General features: G+C 70.3%; 13 protein-coding genes. 9 read left to right on the top strand and 4 right to left on the bottom strand.

What is annotated here, in order from left to right:
* Window positions 1-38: 38 nt before the first annotated feature.
* Window positions 39-3,740 carry a trehalose-phosphatase gene (gene otsB, locus G6N48_RS13160; RefSeq protein ID WP_085267765.1) on the bottom strand — a complete coding sequence of 1,234 codons (3,702 nt, stop codon included), beginning with the start codon at window positions 3,738-3,740 and terminating at the stop codon, window positions 39-41.
* A gap of 129 nt (window positions 3,741-3,869) precedes the next feature.
* Here otsB and G6N48_RS13155 point away from each other — a divergent pair, with 129 nt between their 5' ends.
* Genes G6N48_RS13155 through G6N48_RS13125 form a run of 7 tightly spaced genes read left to right on the top strand, consistent with a single transcriptional unit; the run spans window position 3,870 to window position 13,056 of the window.
* Complete coding sequence (locus tag G6N48_RS13155) at window positions 3,870-4,757, top strand: universal stress protein (protein WP_085267766.1); 888 nt, start codon at window positions 3,870-3,872, stop codon at window positions 4,755-4,757.
* A 14-nt stretch (window positions 4,758-4,771) separates the two neighbouring features.
* Window positions 4,772-6,295: a bifunctional aminoglycoside phosphotransferase/ATP-binding protein gene (locus tag G6N48_RS13150; protein WP_179969874.1), complete on the top strand. Its 1,524-nt coding sequence runs from the start codon at window positions 4,772-4,774 to the stop codon at window positions 6,293-6,295.
* A gap of 13 nt (window positions 6,296-6,308) precedes the next feature.
* Entirely contained in the window at window positions 6,309-8,615 is a 2,307-nt protein-coding gene (gene ppsA, locus G6N48_RS13145) for a phosphoenolpyruvate synthase (protein ID WP_085267767.1), read from the top strand.
* A 10-nt stretch (window positions 8,616-8,625) separates the two neighbouring features.
* On the top strand, window positions 8,626-9,612 hold the full coding sequence (locus tag G6N48_RS13140; RefSeq protein ID WP_085267768.1) for an Acg family FMN-binding oxidoreductase: 987 nt from the start codon (window positions 8,626-8,628) through the stop codon (window positions 9,610-9,612).
* A gap of 36 nt (window positions 9,613-9,648) precedes the next feature.
* The gene (locus G6N48_RS13135; RefSeq protein WP_085268043.1) at window positions 9,649-10,752 is read left to right on the top strand and encodes a 3-oxoacyl-ACP synthase III family protein; all 1,104 of its coding nucleotides are present in this window, start codon (window positions 9,649-9,651) and stop codon (window positions 10,750-10,752) included.
* The gene (locus tag G6N48_RS13130; protein WP_085267769.1) at window positions 10,736-11,668 is read left to right on the top strand and encodes a 3-oxoacyl-ACP synthase; all 933 of its coding nucleotides are present in this window, start codon (window positions 10,736-10,738) and stop codon (window positions 11,666-11,668) included. Before G6N48_RS13135 ends, G6N48_RS13130 begins: the two co-directional genes overlap by 17 nt.
* Window positions 11,656-13,056, top strand: a complete 1,401-nt coding sequence (locus G6N48_RS13125) for a WS/DGAT/MGAT family O-acyltransferase (RefSeq protein WP_085267770.1) — start codon at window positions 11,656-11,658, stop codon at window positions 13,054-13,056. The genes G6N48_RS13130 and G6N48_RS13125 overlap by 13 nt, the downstream gene beginning before the upstream one ends.
* Here the strand turns inward: G6N48_RS13125 and G6N48_RS13120 are convergent.
* Entirely contained in the window at window positions 13,041-13,715 is a 675-nt protein-coding gene (locus G6N48_RS13120; protein WP_085268044.1) for a PAS and ANTAR domain-containing protein, read from the bottom strand. The genes G6N48_RS13125 and G6N48_RS13120 overlap by 16 nt on opposite strands.
* 67 nt (window positions 13,716-13,782) lie before the next feature.
* Window positions 13,783-14,232 (bottom strand): Hsp20/alpha crystallin family protein, encoded by a 450-nt coding sequence (locus G6N48_RS13115; RefSeq protein ID WP_085268045.1) that lies wholly within the window; start codon window positions 14,230-14,232, stop codon window positions 13,783-13,785.
* Between the two features lie 136 nt (window positions 14,233-14,368).
* Here G6N48_RS13115 and G6N48_RS13110 point away from each other — a divergent pair, with 136 nt between their 5' ends.
* Together G6N48_RS13110 and G6N48_RS13105 are read left to right on the top strand one after the other, a co-directional pair.
* On the top strand, window positions 14,369-14,743 hold the full coding sequence (locus G6N48_RS13110) for a MerR family transcriptional regulator (RefSeq protein ID WP_085268046.1): 375 nt from the start codon (window positions 14,369-14,371) through the stop codon (window positions 14,741-14,743).
* A gap of 142 nt (window positions 14,744-14,885) precedes the next feature.
* The gene (locus G6N48_RS13105; protein WP_085267771.1) at window positions 14,886-15,422 is read left to right on the top strand and encodes a DUF1360 domain-containing protein; all 537 of its coding nucleotides are present in this window, start codon (window positions 14,886-14,888) and stop codon (window positions 15,420-15,422) included.
* Window positions 15,423-15,441: 19 nt separating this feature from the next.
* Here the strand turns inward: G6N48_RS13105 and G6N48_RS13100 are convergent, their stop codons facing one another.
* Complete coding sequence (locus tag G6N48_RS13100) at window positions 15,442-16,752, bottom strand: NAD(P)/FAD-dependent oxidoreductase (protein WP_085267772.1); 1,311 nt, start codon at window positions 16,750-16,752, stop codon at window positions 15,442-15,444.
* Window positions 16,753-16,811 lie beyond the last annotated feature (59 nt).

Below are 16,811 nucleotides of genomic sequence, written 5' to 3'. Positions count from 1 at the left end.
AGGGCCGTTCGTCCCTTTTCCGGCCGGATCGGTCACCGTCATGCGACCTCGATGGTGTGCCCGGGCAGCAGCTGTCGCACCGCGCCGCGGCATTCCACGGTGACCGCCGCGGCGTTGCCGGCCTCGGAGGTCAGGGCGCCCGCGCGGCCGCTGACCCGCAGGTGCAGACGCTGGCCGCGATAGACGAGCGGAAACTCGATGGCGCCCAGCGCTTCCGGCCATTGCGGGCCGACGATCAGCCGGTCGTCGCGGGTCTCGAGGCCGGTGAAGCATCGTTGCAGCAGGTCCACGCTGCCGGCCATGGCGGCCAGGTGGATGCCTTCGGCGGTGGTGCCGCCCTGGATGTCGGCGATGTCGGAATCCAGCACCTGTTGGAAGTACTCCATGGCCGCATGCCGGTGCGACCGCGCGAGCACCCAGGAGTGCACGACGGCGCTCAGCGTCGACCCGTGCGAGGTGCGGGCCAGGTAGTAGTCGATGGTCTTCGGAATCTGTTCGGGCGCAAACCGGTAACCCAGCCGCCCGAACAGTCCGAGCAACTCCTCGGAGGACAGCAGGTAGAACAGCATCAGCGCGTCGGCCTGCTTGGACGCCTTGTAGTTGTTGACGCTGTCGTCCTCGGCTTCCAGAATCCGGTCGAGTCGCTGGATGTTGCCGTAGCGCTGCCGGTAGTGCTCCCAATCGAGTTCCGCCAGTTCGCAATAGCCCTCGAATTGACTGATGACCTCGTCGTGGAACGGCACGAACATGCGTCGCGTCACGTGATTCCAGCGATCGAGCTCGTCGGCGGTCAGCTCGACCTTGCCGATGAGATCGAGGCGGTCGCGCAGCGGCAACAGATCCAGCGCGTCCATCGCCCGCAGGATCACCCATACGGCCATGACGTTGGTGTAGGCGTTGTTGTCGACGCCGTCGTACTCCTTACCCGGATAGCCCGAGTGGAACTCGTCGGGTCCGATGATGCCCCGGATCGAATAGCGTGCGCGGCTCTCGTCGAAGGTGGCCAGCCCCACCCAGAATCGCGCGATCTCGACCAGCATCTCGGCTCCGTAGTCGACCAGCCACTGGCGGTCGCCGGTCACCTGGTAGTGCTGCCAGGCGTTGTAGGCGATGGCGAGGCCGACGTGGTGCGCGCGTGCGCTGGGGTCCGGATTCCACCGGCCGGACCGGGGATTGAGGTGCAGTTGCTGGCTCGCCTCGCGTCCGTCGCTGCCCGATTGCCACGGGTACATCGCCCCGAGGTAACCCGCCCGGTGCGCCGCGCGGCGCGCCTCGGGCAGCCGGCGGTAGCGGTACAGCAGCAGGGACCTGGTCACGTTCGGCATCCGCATGCTCAGCACCGGCGACACGAACAGCGAATCCCAGAAGACGTGCCCGCGGTAGGCCTCCCCGTGCAGCCCACGGGCCGGGACGCCGGCGTCGAGTTCGGCGGTGTGCGGCGAGATGGTCTGCAGCAGGTGCACCAGGTGCAGCCGAAGCACCCGCAGCGAGGCCTCGCCGTCGTCGAGGCCGACGTTGCACTGTTCCCACAGCCGGGCCCACGCCCGTGCGTGCTGGTCGTGCAGGTCGTCGTAGCGGCCCGTGGAGTCGAGGCTCTGCCGGGCGGCGCCGGCCGGTTCGGACACGGCGGCGTCCCTGCCGGTGAAGTAGGTGACCACTTTCTCACACGACACCGACTGCCCCGCCGACAGTGCGACCGCGATGTCGTGACCGCCGCGGTTGACGTCGTGGACGGGCTCGTAGCTGGCGTCGGCGCGACGGTCGCCGCACCAGGCGGTGCTGCGCGCGGCCACCGCGATCGTGATCTGTGACTGAGACGTTCGCGTCCGCAGCAGCACCGAGTCGCACGCGGTGGCGTCCACCACCGTGCCGGTGAGGTGCGTGCTCGACAACGAGCGATAGCGTTCGACCATGGTGTTGCCGACGCCGGCGTCCAGCAGCGACCTGAATTCTACGGTGCCGGACCAGTTTTCGGCGGTGACCGTGGTCCGCATCGCCGCGACGTGCGGGTCGTGCATGGATGCGAAGCGCTGCTGCGTGAGTCCCGTGATCCGGCCGGCGGCGTCGGAGAACCGCAGGCTGCGGGTCAGCGTCGCGTGCCGCAGGTCGAATGTCTGCCGGTAGCAGAGCAACTCGGCAGCGTCGACGTCGAACCAGGGTCCGTCGTCGATCCGGAACGTCAGCGACAGCCAGTTGGGGAGGTTCACCAGGCTTTCGTTGTCTATCGTGCGGCCCGCGACCCGATCGGACAATTCGTTGTACACGCCGGCGGCATAGGTTCCCGGGTAGTGGGTTTCGGATGTGAGCGCCTCCGGCGCGCAACCGCGGGTGGCGAAGTAGCCGTTGCCTACCGTGCACAGCGCCTCCCGCAGCCGTTCGGTGGCCGGGTCGTAGCTGTCGTAGACCAGTTCCCACGGACCGCCGGGCCGCGCGGCGGCCTCGGAAAGGTCGGTCGCCAGCCGGTCGAGGAATTCGACCACCGAGGAGGGGCCTTGCGCGCAGAACAGCGCGGCCGACGGGCGATCGGCGTCCTCGTCGTGGCGCACGACGATTCCCACGCCGTCGAACTGCACGGCGTCGAAGGCGTCCTCGTCGGTGATGTCGCCGCCGATGTAGATCGGCAGAAGCGCGCCGGAACCGGCGGCGCCGCTGCCCCGCTCGATATGTTGCAGCAGCCAGTTGACGGTGGCGCCTTTGTCCCAGTCGACATTGGGCCGCAGTTCGATGACCTTGCGGCCGGTGGCGGTCCGCAGGCCCTCGCAACGCCCGATCCGTCGGACCGCCGCGATCACGCCGTCGACGTCGCCGGGATCGGCGTTGCGGTAATGCACGGCCACCGCAAAGCGTTTGTGCTCCACCAGGATTCCCGGCACGTCGCCAAGTGTCTCCGCGAGCAGCCCGGCCGTGTCGGCGAGCGTGGCGGTGGCGCCGCCGGCGGCGGCGTTGTCGTGGTGGGCGCCGTCGGGCCCGATGAGTTCGAGGCCGTGGCTGCCCGCGTACCAGGCGCCTTCGACGCCGACGCGCCTGCGGACGTCGCGCAGGTCGCGACCGCTGATCACCGCGACCGGGCACCGTGCGGCCAGGACGCGCAGCGCCGCGGCGGCACCTCCGATCAGGGTCGCGGCCTCCGGGCGCTCGGCGATCTCCGAGAGGGTGCCGTCGAAATCGAGGAACACCGCGGGTTGCCGGTTGGTGATCAGTTCCCTGAGCTGGTTGTAGACCGCCACGGCGTCGGCGATGGCCGACATCGGTCTGCCACCGCCCCGCACGGAGATCTCGGCCGGGTCGGCCACCACCGTGTCGGCCCCGCAGGAGAGCAACTTCGCGGCGTGTCCGTCGCGGTCGAGCCCGATCACCAGGCCGAAGCCGCCGTCGGCGGCGGCCCGCAGCCGCGCTTCGTTGCAGTCGATGACTGCGCAACGAACGGGCCGGCAGCCGAGCCTGGCCGTGAGGGTCAGCGCCGCCGACTCCGGGCTCCGGGCGGACGCCGAGCCGTCGACGACGGTGACGAGATCGTCGATCCCGGCCGCGCGCAGGGCCTGCGCGCAGTCGCGGGTGGCCGAGTACACGGCCGTGGCGATGCCCACCTCCCGCAGGCGCCGCAGCAGGGGGACGGTGGAATCACGGGCCTCGCAGGCTCCGGATGCGGTCTCGGCGACCACGCAGTCGAACCCGAGGATCGCCGCGTCGTGGTGGCGCCTGTCGATGGTGGCGGCCCATTCGGTCACCTTCGTGACCATTCCACAGCGCCCTCGCCGGTCAAGGGCCATCGGCGCAGCGAGGTCTCATGGCCATCGGGTTGGGGACTAAAGCCTCCATGTTCGACCGGTGTACGGGCAATAGCGTTTCGGTGACGGAGGGAGTGCGCAATGTCGGAATCGGTCAAACGCCACGGAATCGTCGCCGGAGTCGACGGATCGGCGGCGTCGGGCGCCGCGGTCTGCTGGGCGGCTCGCGACGCGGCGATGCGCCACGTCCCGCTGACCATCGTTCATGCGGTCAACGCCGCCGTGCCCATGTACCCGGCGATCCCGCTGTCGACCGGCGTCGCGGTGTGGCAGCAGGAGGAGGGCCGGCACGTTCTCGAGCGGTCGGTCAAGATCGCCGAGGACGCCATCCGCAAGCAGCGCGGCATCGAGATCCGGACCGAGCTGCACTGCGCTCCCCCTGCCCCCACCCTGGCTGCCCTGTCCGCGGAGGCGGAACTGCTCGTGGTGGGTAGCGCGGGGCACGGGGCGGTGGCGCGGCTGGTGCTGGGTTCGGTGAGTTCGAGCGTGGTGCGCAGCGCGCACTGCCCGGTCGCCGTGATCCGCGACGAGGACCCCTTGATGCCGCACCCGCAGCAGGCGCCGGTACTCGTCGGCATCGACGGCTCACCGGCGTCGGAGGCCGCGACGGCCATCGCGTTCGACGAGGCCTCGCGGCGCGGCGTCGAACTGTTGGCGGTGCATGCGTGGAGCGACGTCGACGTCTTCGAGCTGCCCGGGCTGGACTGGTCGGCGGTCGAATCGGACGCCGAGCGGAGCCTGGCCGAACGGCTGGCGGGCTGGCAGGAACGCTATCCCGACGTCGCGGTGCACCGGATCCTCGTCTCCGACCGACCCGCCCGGCAGCTGATCGAGAAGTCGGAGTCCGCGCAACTCGTCGTCGTGGGCAGCCACGGTCGCGGCGGCCTGAGCGGCGCGCTGCTGGGCTCGGTCAGCAACGCCGTCGTGCACTCGGTCCGCATGCCCGTGATCGTGGCCCGGTGTTCGTAGAGGCGCACCGAGACATGTCCACCGCGGTCGACGCCCACACTGCCACCACCATCGCCGTGCCCTACTTCGCTGCGCACGAAACCCACACCGGCATGGTCGTTTTGGCCGGAGACCGCGCATACAAGATGAAGAAGCCGGTGCTGACCGACTTCCTGGACTTCCGCACGGTGGAGCAGCGCGAGCGCGCGTGCCGGCGGGAGGTCGCGCTGAACAGCCGGCTCTCACCCGACAGCTACCTCGGCGTCGCGCACCTCAGCGACCCCGCGGGCGGGCCCGCCGAACCCGTCATCGTCATGCGGCGCTACCGCGACGACCAGCGGTTGGCGTCCAGGGTGGCGCGTGATCGCGACGGGTCCATCCGAGCGGTGCTGGACGCCGTCGCCGACACCCTGGCCCGCTTCCACGAGCGCGCCGAGCGCAACCGGGTGATTGATGCCCAGGGCGACCCGGGCACCGTCGAACGACGCTGGCTCGCGAACCTGACGGAGCTCGATCACCATGTCGGAGAAAGCCTTCCGGAAGGCGCGGGCGAACAGCTGGCGCGGCTTGAGCGCCTCGTCGCCGCCTACGTGGCGGGCCGCGGGCCGCTGTTCGGCCGCCGGGTCGAGGACGGTTGCATCGTCGACGGCCACGGGGACCTGCTCGCAGACGACATCTTCTGGGTGGAGGGCCGGGCGGTGCTGCTCGACTGCCTGGAGTTCGACGACGCGCTGCGCCATGTCGACTGGGTCGACGACGCCGCCTTCCTCGCGATGGACCTGGAGTTCCTGGGCCGCAAGGACCTCGCCGACTATTTCCTGGACCGCCACGCCGCACACCTGGTGCGAACGACGCCGTTGTCCTTGCGGGACTTCTACATCGCCTATCGCGCCGTCGTGCGGGCCAAGACCGATTGCGTGCGTGTCGCGCAGGGCAGGCCCGAGGCCGCCGACGACGCGACGCGCCACCTCGATATCGCGACCCGGCACCTGCAGGACGGCGCCGTCCGGCTCGCGCTCGTCGGGGGAAACCCGGGCACGGGCAAATCCACCGTGGCGCGCGCCCTGGCCGCGCAGACCGGCGCCAAGGTCATCGCGACCGACGACATCCGCGAGGAGTTGCGCGAATCGGGCGTCATCACCGGTCCCCCGGGAGTCCTCGACCAGGGACTGTACAGCCGCGACAACGTCACGGCCGTCTACGAGGTGGCGCTGCGCCGCGCGCGTTCGCTGCTGGGCAACGGGCACTCGGTGATCCTCGACGCCACCTGGCGTGACCCCTGGCTGCGCGCGCAGGCGCGCCGGATGGCCGGCCAAACATCCTCAGCGACAGTCGAACTCGTCTGCGAGACCAAGGCCGCCACGGCGGGCGATCGGATCAGGACCAGGCGCCCCGGCACCTCGCAGGTGACCCCGGAGATCGCGGCGGCTATGGCCGCCCGGCGCGCCGGCTGGGACACCGCGCAGGTGATCGACACCTCCCGACCGCTCGATCAGTCGGCGGCCGAGGCCCACGATGTCTGGCGTCGAGCGGTCTCGACGCCCCAGGTGCGAAGCTGAGAAGGAGCACGACATGTCCACGGAAACCCTTGTCAACGCCTACGTCTGCGACATATCGGTGTTGCGCCTGGACGACGCCGAAGAGGCAGGTGGCAAGGGCGCCAACATGGGCGAGCTGGTCGCCGCCGGCCTGCCCGTCCCGCCGGGATTCGTGCTTATGCGCAGCAGCTACCTGGCCTCGATGCGGGCGGCGGGGGTCGACGCCGAGCTGTCCGCGCTGCACCGCGAGGCCCTGACCGAGATCGACAGCAGTGCCCGGCTCTCCGAGCTGTGTCGGCGGATGCAGGAGCTGGTGACCAAGGCCGGCATCAGCGAGGACGTTCGCGATCAGCTCCTGGCCTCCTACCGCCATCTCGGAACGGATTGCGTTGTGGCCGTGCGGTCTTCGGCGACAGGTGAGGACGGGCGCGATGCATCGTTCGCGGGGATGAATGCGACGCTGACCAACATCGCGGGCGAGGCTGCTCTGATCGAGGCGGTGACGCAGTGCTGGGCGTCGCTGTTCAGCCCGCGGGTGATCACCTACCGGGCCAGCCGCGGTTTCACCGGCGATCCGGCGATGGCGGTGGTCGTCCAGCAGATGATCGCCTCCGAGCAATCCGGCGTGGCGTTCACCACCGATCCCAGCACGGGGGACCGAGGGCACATCGTCATCGAAGCCGCCCTGGGCCTGGGTGAGGTCGTCGTGTCCGGCAAGGTCCAGCCCGACACCTACGTCGTGGACAAGAAGACGCTGCAGGTGGTCGACGTGAAGGTCGGCTACCAGGCGTTCAAGATCCAACGCGGCCCCGACGGCCGCGACGTCACAGTCGACCTGGATCCGGAGCAGGCCCAGGGGCGCGTCCTGGACGACGCGTCGTTGCACCGGATCGCCGAACTCGCCATCGCCGTTGAGACGCATCACGATTGCCCGCAGGACGTCGAGTGGGCGATCGCCGCCGGCAAGACGTGGCTGGTGCAGGCCAGGCCCATCACCACGCTGCACACCGCCGGATCCGGCGACGTCGACGGCGAGGGCGCGGCCGTGCTGGTTCGCGGGCTGCCCGCCGCGCCCGGCACGGCCTCCGGGCGGGTGCGGGTGCTGCACACCCCGGACGAGGGCGCCCGGCTGCTCGACAACGAGATCCTCGTCGCACCGATGACCAACCCGGACTGGCTGCCGGCCATCCGGCGCGCGGCGGCCCTGGTCACCCAGACCGGCGGCATGACCTGCCACGCGGCCATCGTGGCGCGCGAACTGCAGGTTCCGTGCGTGGTCGGCGCCCGCGACGCGACCACCGTCCTGCACGACGGACAGACCGTGACCGTCGACGGCCTGCGCGGGACCGTCAGCGCCGGCGGCCAGGGCGCCCGGGCGCGGGTGACGGGGATATCGGCGGCGCAGGGCCCCCCCGCTGCGGCCGTCGGGGCGCCGACGACGGGCACCAAGATCTACGTCAACCTGGCCATGCCGGACACCGCCGAGGCGGTCGCCGCCCAGGACGTCGACGGGGTGGGGCTGCTGCGTGCGGAATTCCTGCTTACGCAGGCACTTTCGGGCAGGCACCCGCGCGACCTCATCGCGCGCGGCGAGCAGGCCGGCCTCATCGACGCCATGGTGGGCTCCATCGGTCGCATCGCGTCGGCGTTCGGGACCCGGCCCGTGGTGTACCGCGCCACCGACTTCCGCAGCAACGAGTTCCGCGGGCTGCGCGGTGGGGAGGCCTACGAGCCGGTCGAGCACAACCCGATGATCGGCTACCGCGGCTGCTACCGCTACGTCAAGGACCCGGACCTGTTCGCCTTGGAGCTCGAGGCGCTGGCGCGGGTGCGGGAGCGCAACCCCAACGTGCATCTGATGATTCCGTTCGTCCGGACGCGCTGGGAACTGGAGGCGTGCCTGTCGCTGGTCGACGCCAGCCCGCTGGGCGCGCAGCGCGGTCTGCACCGCTGGGTGATGGCCGAGGTGCCCTCGGTGACGTACTGGCTTCCCGAGTACATCGGGCTGGGGGTGGACGGCGTGTCCATCGGCAGCAACGACCTCACGCAGCTGGTGCTGGGAGTCGACCGCGACTCCGACATCTGCGCCGAGCTGTTCGACGAATCCGACGAAGCCGTCCTGGACGCCATCGGCCGCGTCGTGGAGATCGCCCGCATGCACGGCATCACGTCCTCGCTGTGCGGCCAGGCGCCGTCGACCAACCCGAGCTTCGCCGAGCACCTGGTCCGGATGGGCATCACGTCCGTGTCGGTCAATCCGGACGCGGCGGCGGCGACCCGTCGTGCGGTTGCCGCCGCCGAGCGCCGGCTCCTGCTGGAATCGGCGCTCGGTGACCGTTGAGGCGGTTGGCATGTCAGCGCAGGCGCCGGACCCCGAAGTGTTCCGGGACGCGGTCATGCTGGCCGGTCGTGCACCCTCACTGCACAACAGCCAGCCTTGGCGCTGGGTGGCGCGCGGCGCGAGCCTTCAGCTGTGGGCGGACCCCAGCCGTCTGATGCCCGCGACCGACCGCTCCGGACGAGAACTGATCCTGAGCTGTGGCGCGGCCCTCGACCATCTCCGGGTCGCCATGGCGGCCGCCGGATGGGACAGCATCACCAAGCGGCTCCCCGACGCGGCTGAGCCGGATCACCTTGCCACCGTTGGTTTCCGGCCGTCACCGGCCGTGACCGACGTGCAGCGGCGGCGCGCCGCAGCCGTCCGCCGGCGCCGGACCGACCGGCTGCCCTTCGACGCCCCGGCCGGCTGGCCGGCCCTGCACTCGGCGTTGTGCCGGGCGGTCATGCCCTACGGCGTGCTGCTCGACGTGGTCGCCGACGACCAGCGCCCCGCGCTGGCCGAAGAGTCCCGGCTCGCCGAGACCCTGCGCCGCTACGACACCACGTACGTATCCGAGTTGCGCTGGTGGACATCGCCGTTCGATTCTGACGCCACCCACCTGCCCGAGGGTGCCATGGTGTCCTCCTCGGAGGCCGCCCGGGTCGACATAGCGCGGGGATTCCCACCCGTGGGCGGCGGCCACCGCCGCGCCAGCATCGACCGTGACCGGTCTGCGATCGTCGTGTTGTCCACCCCCACCGACGATCGGCTGGACGTGCTGCGCTGCGGCGAGGCGCTGTCGGCGGTGCTGCTCGAATGCACCGCGGCCGGCATGGCCACCTGCACGCTGACGCACATGACAGAGCTGCCCCAGAGCCGCGACATCATCGGCCGCATCGCCGCAACGGAGGGACTGCCGCAGCTGCTCGTCCGCGTCGGTGGCTCGCCGCGAAACGGCGGGCACGTCGAACCCACGGCGCGGCGCCTGGTGGCCGAGATCCTCGAGTTCCGCAACTGACGGGTGACCCGTCGAATTACCCAGGAGGTGCTGCCCATGACCAGGCACTGGCTGGTGATGGAGACCGCCGAGCAAGGTGGCCGGTCCCCGTACGTCACCCGGGTGGCGGGTGCCGGTCGGCATCTGCCCGAAACGCACCTCACCACCGAGGAATTGATGGCCACCACCCGACACCGCACCAACATCGATCTGGAGCGGCTGACCGGGATCCGCGAACGCCGCGTCTCGGTGGGCGACGAGGACTCCTACAGCCTCGCCACGGCGGCCGCCCTGAACGCGCTGGCGACCGCGGAACGCGACCCCACCTCGCTGGACGTGGTGATCAGTTGCAGCATAACGAAATTCCGGGGCGGCCTCACCCAGTGGCTCGAACCGACGATGAGCAGCGCCGTGGCTCGTGGTATCGGCGCCGAGCGGGCGATGACCTTCGACGTGTCCAACGCGTGCGCCGGAATGCTCACCGGGGTAACCATTCTCAACAACTGGATCCGGCAGGGCATCGTCGAGCGCGGGCTCGTCGTCAGCGGGGAGTACATCTCCCAGCTCAGCCACAACGCCGCCCGGCACATCCGCAACATCATGAGCAGGGAGCTGGCGTCGCTGACGCTGGGGGACGCGGGCGCGGCGCTGCTGCTGGAGCGCGCGCCGGCCGGTTCCGCCGGCATCGCGCTCGCCGGCTTCACCACGGTGGCCGACCACAGCCGGTTGTGCCTGGCGTACCCCCAGGGCCATGAGCCCGGCGCGCGGATGTTCACCAACTCGCGCGCGATCCAGCGCGCGGCGATCGCCGACACGCCGCTGCTGCTACGGGAAGTCCTTGACACGGTGGGCATTTCGATTCACGACATCGACCACGTGATCACCCATCAGACCTCCGCGCGCGCCATCCGCAAGGGGATGGCCCGGATGTCGGAGTCGTTCGGGGACCGGCCCCGCCACGACGCGGTGATCACCGTCGACCGCTACGGCAACACGGCATCGACGACCCACACGGTGGCCCTGGTCGAGGAACTCGAGGCGGGGCACATCGCGGCCGGGGAACGCGTCGCCCTGCTCGCGCTGGCCTCCGGGCTGGAAATCGGCGTGGTCTTGTTGACCCTGGACGAGGATCTGGTGAGCCGCTATGGGCACAGTGATTGACCGCATCGACGTCGCGCGCCCGCGGTGGCGCGACAGGCACAGCGCCCTGCACCTGGCCGTCGCCGCGGCCAAGGGCTGCCTGCACGGGGCCGGGTGTGATCCCGCCGAACTGGACCTGGTGGTCAACGCGGGCGTCTACCGCGACCGCAACATGGGGGAGCCGGCGCTGGCCGCACTCATCCAGGACGACATCGGCGCCAACCCGGAGGACCCGCACCCCGGCGCCCACGGCACCTTCTCCTTCGACATCGCCAACGGCGCGTGCGGCGTGCTGACCGGGTTGCAGATCGTCGACGGATTCCTGCGGTCGCGCAGCGTGCGCCGGGCGCTGGTGGTGGCCAGCGACGCCGACCCCGGGCACGGGATGAGCCGGCGCTTCCCGTTCTCCGCCTCGGGCGCGGCCCTGCTGTGCGGCTGGTCCGACGACGACTGCGGGCTGAGCCGCGTCCTGTGGGTGCACGACTACGAGGATGACACCGAGGCATTCACCGCGACAGTGGGTTTCGCCGACGCGCGCAACGTGTTGCGGTTCACCGAGTCGCCGGACGCCGACGAGCGATTCGCCGTGGCGGCCGCGCGGGCGGCCCGCGCCTGCCTCGACGCCCACGCGGTCGGCCTGTCCGACCTCGGCGCCATCATCGCCGCTCCGGCGCGGCCCGAATTCCGGGCCGCGCTGAGCCGGCGACTCGGGGTGGCCGTCGAACGGGTCGTCGTCGCCGACGACGAGCGCATGCACACCGCCGCGCTGGCCGCGGCGCTGGGGCGTCAAGCGGGCGGGCCGCCCGCGGGCTCGGTGGTTCTGCTGGTGGCCGCCGGCGCGGGCGTGACGGCCGGCGCCGCCCTCTATCGCCCGCCGCCGGGCACCGCGGCGTCCGGCGCCGCCGATTCGGAAAGGGCTGTGGCATGGAGCAATTGACCGCGCTGGACGCCGGATTTCTCGAGCTCGAGGATTCGGATCCGCATGTGAGCCTCGCCGTCGGAGGGGTGTCGATCGTCGAGGGGCCGGCCCCGGCCTTCGGCGAGTTCGTCGCCGCGTTCGCCGACCGGGTGTCGGAGATCCCGCGCTGCAGGCAGGTGCTGCGGACCCACCCGCTGGACCTGCGGCCTCCGGAATGGGTGGACGACCCGCACTTCGACATTTCCCGCCACCTGCACCACGTCGCGTTGCCGCGGCCCGGCGGCGACGCGGAGTTGTTCGAGGCGATCGCCATGCTGATGGAGCACCGGCTCGACCGGGAACGCCCGCTGTGGGACTGCTGGATCATCGAGGGGCTCAGCGGCGACAGGTGGGCGGTCGTCACCAAGGTCCACCACTGCATCGCCGACGGCATCGCGACCGCGCAGATGATGGCGAAGTTCAGCGACGACGGCGCGGGCGACACCTTCGCCACCGACGTCGCCGCCGCGAAACCACACGCGGGGAAGCGCCCGGCGCTGCCCGGGGTGAACCTGAACCCCGTGAGCTGGCTGAGCGGGATCGGGCGCACGGTGCTGGCGGCGGCGACGGCCGCCGAGCACGCGGCCGTGGGTGCGGCCGAGCTGACGGCCGGCCTGCTGCGGCCCGGCCCGGAGTCGTCGTTGAACGGGCCCGTCACGACGATGCGCCGTTACAGCGCGGCCCGGGTCCGGCTGTCCGACTTGCAGAAGGTGTCACGTGCGTATGGCGTCACGCTCAACGACGTTGCGCTGGCCGCCATTACGAGCAGCTACCGCGAGATCCTGCTCGGCAGGGGAGAAGAGCCCGGACGGGACTCGCTGCGCACGCTGGTGCCCGTGTCGGTTCGGGCGGTCAACCACTTCGACGCCACCGACAATCGGGTGTCTGCGATGCTGCCGCTGCTACCCGTCGACGAGGCGGACCCCGTGCAGCGCCTGCGGCTGGTGCACGACCGGCTCGCCCGGGCGAAGGCCAGCGGTCAGAGCGAGGGCGGCAGCGCGGTGGTGCTCGCGGCCAGAAGGTTCCCGTTTGCCTTGTCCGCCTGGGCGATCCGCCTGCTCTCGCGGTTGCCCCAGCGAGCGGTGGTGGCCTTGGCGACCAACGTTCCGGGACCCAGGGGCGAACAGCGCCTGATGGGCCGGCGGGTGCTGGAGCTGCTGCCGATACCGCCGATCGCCCTACAGGTACGCACCGGGATCGCGATGATCAGCTACGCCGACTCCTTCGTCTTCGGCATTACCGCCGACTACGACAGCGCGCCCGACATCGATGCGCTCGCCGCCGGCATCGGCAACGGGGTGGCGCAACTGGTTGCGGCGAGCGGTAAGCGCCGGAGCACGCAGGCGGCGCGTCATCGGACGCGCTGATGCGCGGTCATCAACAGGTGATCGAACTCCGTGCGGTCGTTGAGGGGGATGTGAGCCCCGAGGAAATCTTTCACGATCTGTTCGGCGAGCGGCCGCAGTTTGATGTTCGCCTCTTGGGAAAGCCATCTGAGCAGTTCGAACGCCGCCTTGTCGCTGATCCCGTAGATCAGCATCAGCATGCCCTTGGCCTGCTCGATGCCGGCGCGGTTCCCGCTGATCTCGGCCACCCTGGCGGTGACCGCCTCCTCCTGCGTCTGCCCGGACCGCCCCGATGGGGGTGACACGTCGACGTAGAACCCGTGTGTGCCGATCACGTCGCCCGCGTCGTCGAAGAGGCGGTCACCGACCACGACCACGTGGCGTACGTTGCCGCCGGTGTCGATGATCCGGTGCCGCGTGCTGAACGCCTGGCGGGTGTTCACCAGCTCGTCGATGGTGGCCGCCACCTGTCCGCGGTCGTCGGGATGTTTGTGCGAGAGCACCAGTTCGGTTGTCGGCGTGACGCTTCCGGGCTCATAGCCGTGCATGCGCTGCACCTGCTCGGACCATTCCCAGCGCTGGTCGCTGAAGAAGAAACGGAACCAACCCGCCGGCTGCGCTGCACCACCGGCCAACGCTCGTTCGACATCGGCGGTCTGGCCGTCGAGTTCCCATCTCATGGTGTGCTCCCCGGTAGCCGGGTCGGCGGCGACCGCCGGTGCGGCCGCCGCCGATACCCTCATGCCCTCATGCGTTGACGACCTCCCGGCCCAGCTGGGCGTCGTCGACGGCCTTTGCGCCGTCACCGCGGTTGACGACGATCTTGCGCGGCTTGGCCCGCTCGGACACCGGGATGTGCAGGCGCAGCACGCCTTCGCGGTAGGAGGCCTCGATCCTGTCGGTGTCGAGGTTCTCACCGAGCACGAGCTGGCGGCTGAACACTCCCCGGGGCCGCTCGGTGGCCAGCATCTCGCGGTTGGGGTCCAGGGCGGGTCGTTCGGCCCGCACCGTGACGACGTTGCGTTCGATGTCGATGTCCAGCGATTCGGTGTCGATGCCCGGCAGGTCGAATTCGACGACGAATTTCTCGCCCTCGCGCCAGGCGTCCATCGGCATCACGGCCGGCCGCGCGGCCGTGCCGAACGCCTGGTGGGCAAAGCGGTCCAGCTCGCGGAACGGGTCGGTGCGCATCAGCATGGCGGTCACCTCTCACTCCAATCTAGGTCGTGGTTCGGATTAGCTATGTCTAATGACATAGATTTTGTATATCACTGTCGATATTTCGTCGCAAGTGTGATAGACAGATTTTCTCATACCAGTGAGGAGACCTGTGATGACCGAACCCCGGGGCGATGCCGGCGGCCCCGCGCCCGATCACGGCGTGTACGGCATCTCGGTGGCCGCGGAGCTGTCCGGGATCGCGGTGCAGTCGCTGCGCCTCTACGAACGCTACGGGCTGCTCACGCCATCCCGGAGTGGTGGCGGAACCCGGCGTTACAGCGCCGACGACCTGGCCCGGCTGAAGCGGATCAGCGCGCTGGTCGACGCCGGCGTCAATCTGGCCGGCATCGCCCGCATCCTCGAGCTCGAAGACCACAATGCGACGCTGTCCGCGGCCAATACCGATCTGCGTTCGTCCAATCGCTCGTTGCGCAAGGCGGCCCGGGCGCCGAGGTCTCCCGGCGCGGGGACCGACGGCGCCGGCTGACGTCGCCGAATCGACCTTGTCGCAACGTCCTTCGCCGGGACAGCCCGTCTCACCGCGGCCGGCGGTCGCGGGGTTGGCCCCGCCCGTTGCGGGTATCCCGGGTGCTGGACATCCCTGTGAACGCCCCCGGAAAGGAGACGTGATGGGAGAAATGACCGAGTTCGGCGCCCATGTGGTCGACGGAGCACGCCATGAAGCCGACATCTATCGCGGTGACGATCCGCGGCCGCTGGGCGGCTACCTGGCTGTTCTGGTCGTCTACACCACCCTGGTCGGCGCCGCCGCGGTGCTCGCGACGTTCACGGGGCGCACATTGCCGGCGCGGTGGCGCCTGCACGACCTCGTCACCGTGACGCTGGGCACCCACAAGCTGTCGAGAACGCTGACCAAGGATGCCGTGACCAGTCCGCTGCGTGCGCCGTTCACCCGCTACCGGGGCAGCGGTGGACCCGCGGAGGTCATGGAGGAGGTCAGGAACGACAGCCCGCTGCGCCACAGCGTCGGCGAGCTGTTGACCTGCCCGTTCTGCCTGGACATGTGGGTTGCGACCGGGTTCGCCATCGGCCTGGTTTTCGCGCCCAGGTTCACCCGCATGATCGCGGGCGTCTTCACCGTGCTGACCGGCGCGGACTTCCTGCAACTCGGTTACGCGATAGCCCAGCAGCGGGCGCAGGGCTGACCGGCCGCCGCGAGCGGGCTCAGCCGGTCTTGGGCATCGGTATGCCCTCGCTGGCCGAGAACTGCGCGTGCTCCCGCGACGACAGCCCGAAGGACACCACCGACCGGTCGAACAGCAGGTCGGTCAGGTAGGCCAGCGTCACCGCCCACCTGTTGACCCCGTGCGGTATGGCGTAGAGGTGGTAGGAGCGTGTGACCGCCTTGGCGGGCAGGCCGGACAGGTGCACGTTGAGCGGATTGGCCACGGCGTGGCCGGGTCCGAGGTCGACCACCAGGCCGAGGTTTCGGTGCTTGTACTGCTTGGGCTTGCCGATTCCGAGACTGGCGGCCACGTTGCGGGCGAGCACCTTGCCCTGCCGGGTGGCGTGCTGGGCGGTCGGCGGCGTGATCTTCCCGGGCTGAGTCAGGTCCGGGACGGCCGCGGCGTCGCCGGCCGCGAAGACCGCAGCGTGGCCGGGCACCTGCAGATCGGGCTGGACCTTCAGCCGGCCCTTCTCGGTCGGCAGTCCCAGCTTCTGGATCAGCGGCGCGCCGGTCACCCCCGTCACCCAGGCGATCGTGTGCGTGTCCACGCGCGAATCGTCGCTCAGCACAACATGATCGGAGTGGGCCTCCTTGAGGGTGACCCCGAGTCGGACGTCGACGCCGCGGCGGCGCAGCACCTTCATGGCGGCGTTGCCGAGCTTCTCGCCGACTTCGGGCATCACCTGCTCGGCGGTGTCGAGGAGCAGGAAACGGACGTCGCGGCGATCGAAGCCGCCTTGTTTGGCCGCCGCGTCGGCCAGCGCACGCAGCTGCACGGTGAGCTCGGTGCCCGAGTACGACGCGCCGACCACGACGACGGTCCGCCGCGCCGCGGCGACCTTCGGGTCGTCGTCGATCCTGGCCAGCTCGAGCTGTTCGATGAAGTGGTCCCGCAGGTAGAGGGCTTCGGCGGTGGTCTTGAGCCCGCGCGCGTGGGTCGCGAGACCGGGCACGTCGAACAGCCGGGTCACCGAGCCCGGGGTGAGCACCAGACGGTCCCAGGACATGGTGTGACTGCGTTCCTCGGGGTCGCAGTACGTCAGGGTGTGCCCCGCGAGGTCGACGCCGTCGACGCGGCCGCGCACCGCGCGCACGCCTTTGAGGGTGTTGGCGAGCGGGATCGCGACGAAGCGGGCGTCGACGAGCCCGCCCGCGACGTCGGGCAGCAGCGGCGTGTAGAGCATGTAGTCGACCGGCGAGACGATCGTGATGTCGAATTGCGCGTTGCGGCGCCTCAGTTTTCGCGCCAGGTGGCGCGCGCAGGTGAACCCGGTGAAGCCGCTGCCTACGATCACGATGGAAGTCACCGACCCCAGTGTAGGACGGGCCGGCGGATGTTTCGTGCGGTGGTTGCGGCGTCGGGCGT

The organism is Mycobacterium parmense, from assembly GCF_010730575.1.
GTDB classification, from domain to species: domain Bacteria; phylum Actinomycetota; class Actinomycetes; order Mycobacteriales; family Mycobacteriaceae; genus Mycobacterium; species Mycobacterium parmense.
Note: the sequence above shows the minus strand (reverse complement) of the source record. Positions and strands in the feature narration are given on the sequence as shown.

What these genes read in the sequence shown, in the direction of transcription:
- otsB (WP_085267765.1), bottom strand. Translation starts at nt 3,740, where the DNA reads ATGGTCACGAAGGTGACCGAATGGGCCGCCACCATCGACAGGCGCCAC.
- G6N48_RS13155 (WP_085267766.1), top strand. Translation starts at nt 3,870, where the DNA reads ATGTCGGAATCGGTCAAACGCCACGGAATCGTCGCCGGAGTCGACGGA.
- G6N48_RS13150 (WP_179969874.1), top strand. Translation starts at nt 4,772, where the DNA reads ATGTCCACCGCGGTCGACGCCCACACTGCCACCACCATCGCCGTGCCC.
- ppsA (WP_085267767.1), top strand. Translation starts at nt 6,309, where the DNA reads ATGTCCACGGAAACCCTTGTCAACGCCTACGTCTGCGACATATCGGTG.
- G6N48_RS13140 (WP_085267768.1), top strand. Translation starts at nt 8,626, where the DNA reads ATGTCAGCGCAGGCGCCGGACCCCGAAGTGTTCCGGGACGCGGTCATG.
- G6N48_RS13135 (WP_085268043.1), top strand. Translation starts at nt 9,649, where the DNA reads ATGACCAGGCACTGGCTGGTGATGGAGACCGCCGAGCAAGGTGGCCGG.
- G6N48_RS13130 (WP_085267769.1), top strand. Translation starts at nt 10,736, where the DNA reads ATGGGCACAGTGATTGACCGCATCGACGTCGCGCGCCCGCGGTGGCGC.
- G6N48_RS13125 (WP_085267770.1), top strand. Translation starts at nt 11,656, where the DNA reads ATGGAGCAATTGACCGCGCTGGACGCCGGATTTCTCGAGCTCGAGGAT.
- G6N48_RS13120 (WP_085268044.1), bottom strand. Translation starts at nt 13,715, where the DNA reads ATGAGATGGGAACTCGACGGCCAGACCGCCGATGTCGAACGAGCGTTG.
- G6N48_RS13115 (WP_085268045.1), bottom strand. Translation starts at nt 14,232, where the DNA reads ATGCTGATGCGCACCGACCCGTTCCGCGAGCTGGACCGCTTTGCCCAC.
- G6N48_RS13110 (WP_085268046.1), top strand. Translation starts at nt 14,369, where the DNA reads ATGACCGAACCCCGGGGCGATGCCGGCGGCCCCGCGCCCGATCACGGC.
- G6N48_RS13105 (WP_085267771.1), top strand. Translation starts at nt 14,886, where the DNA reads ATGGGAGAAATGACCGAGTTCGGCGCCCATGTGGTCGACGGAGCACGC.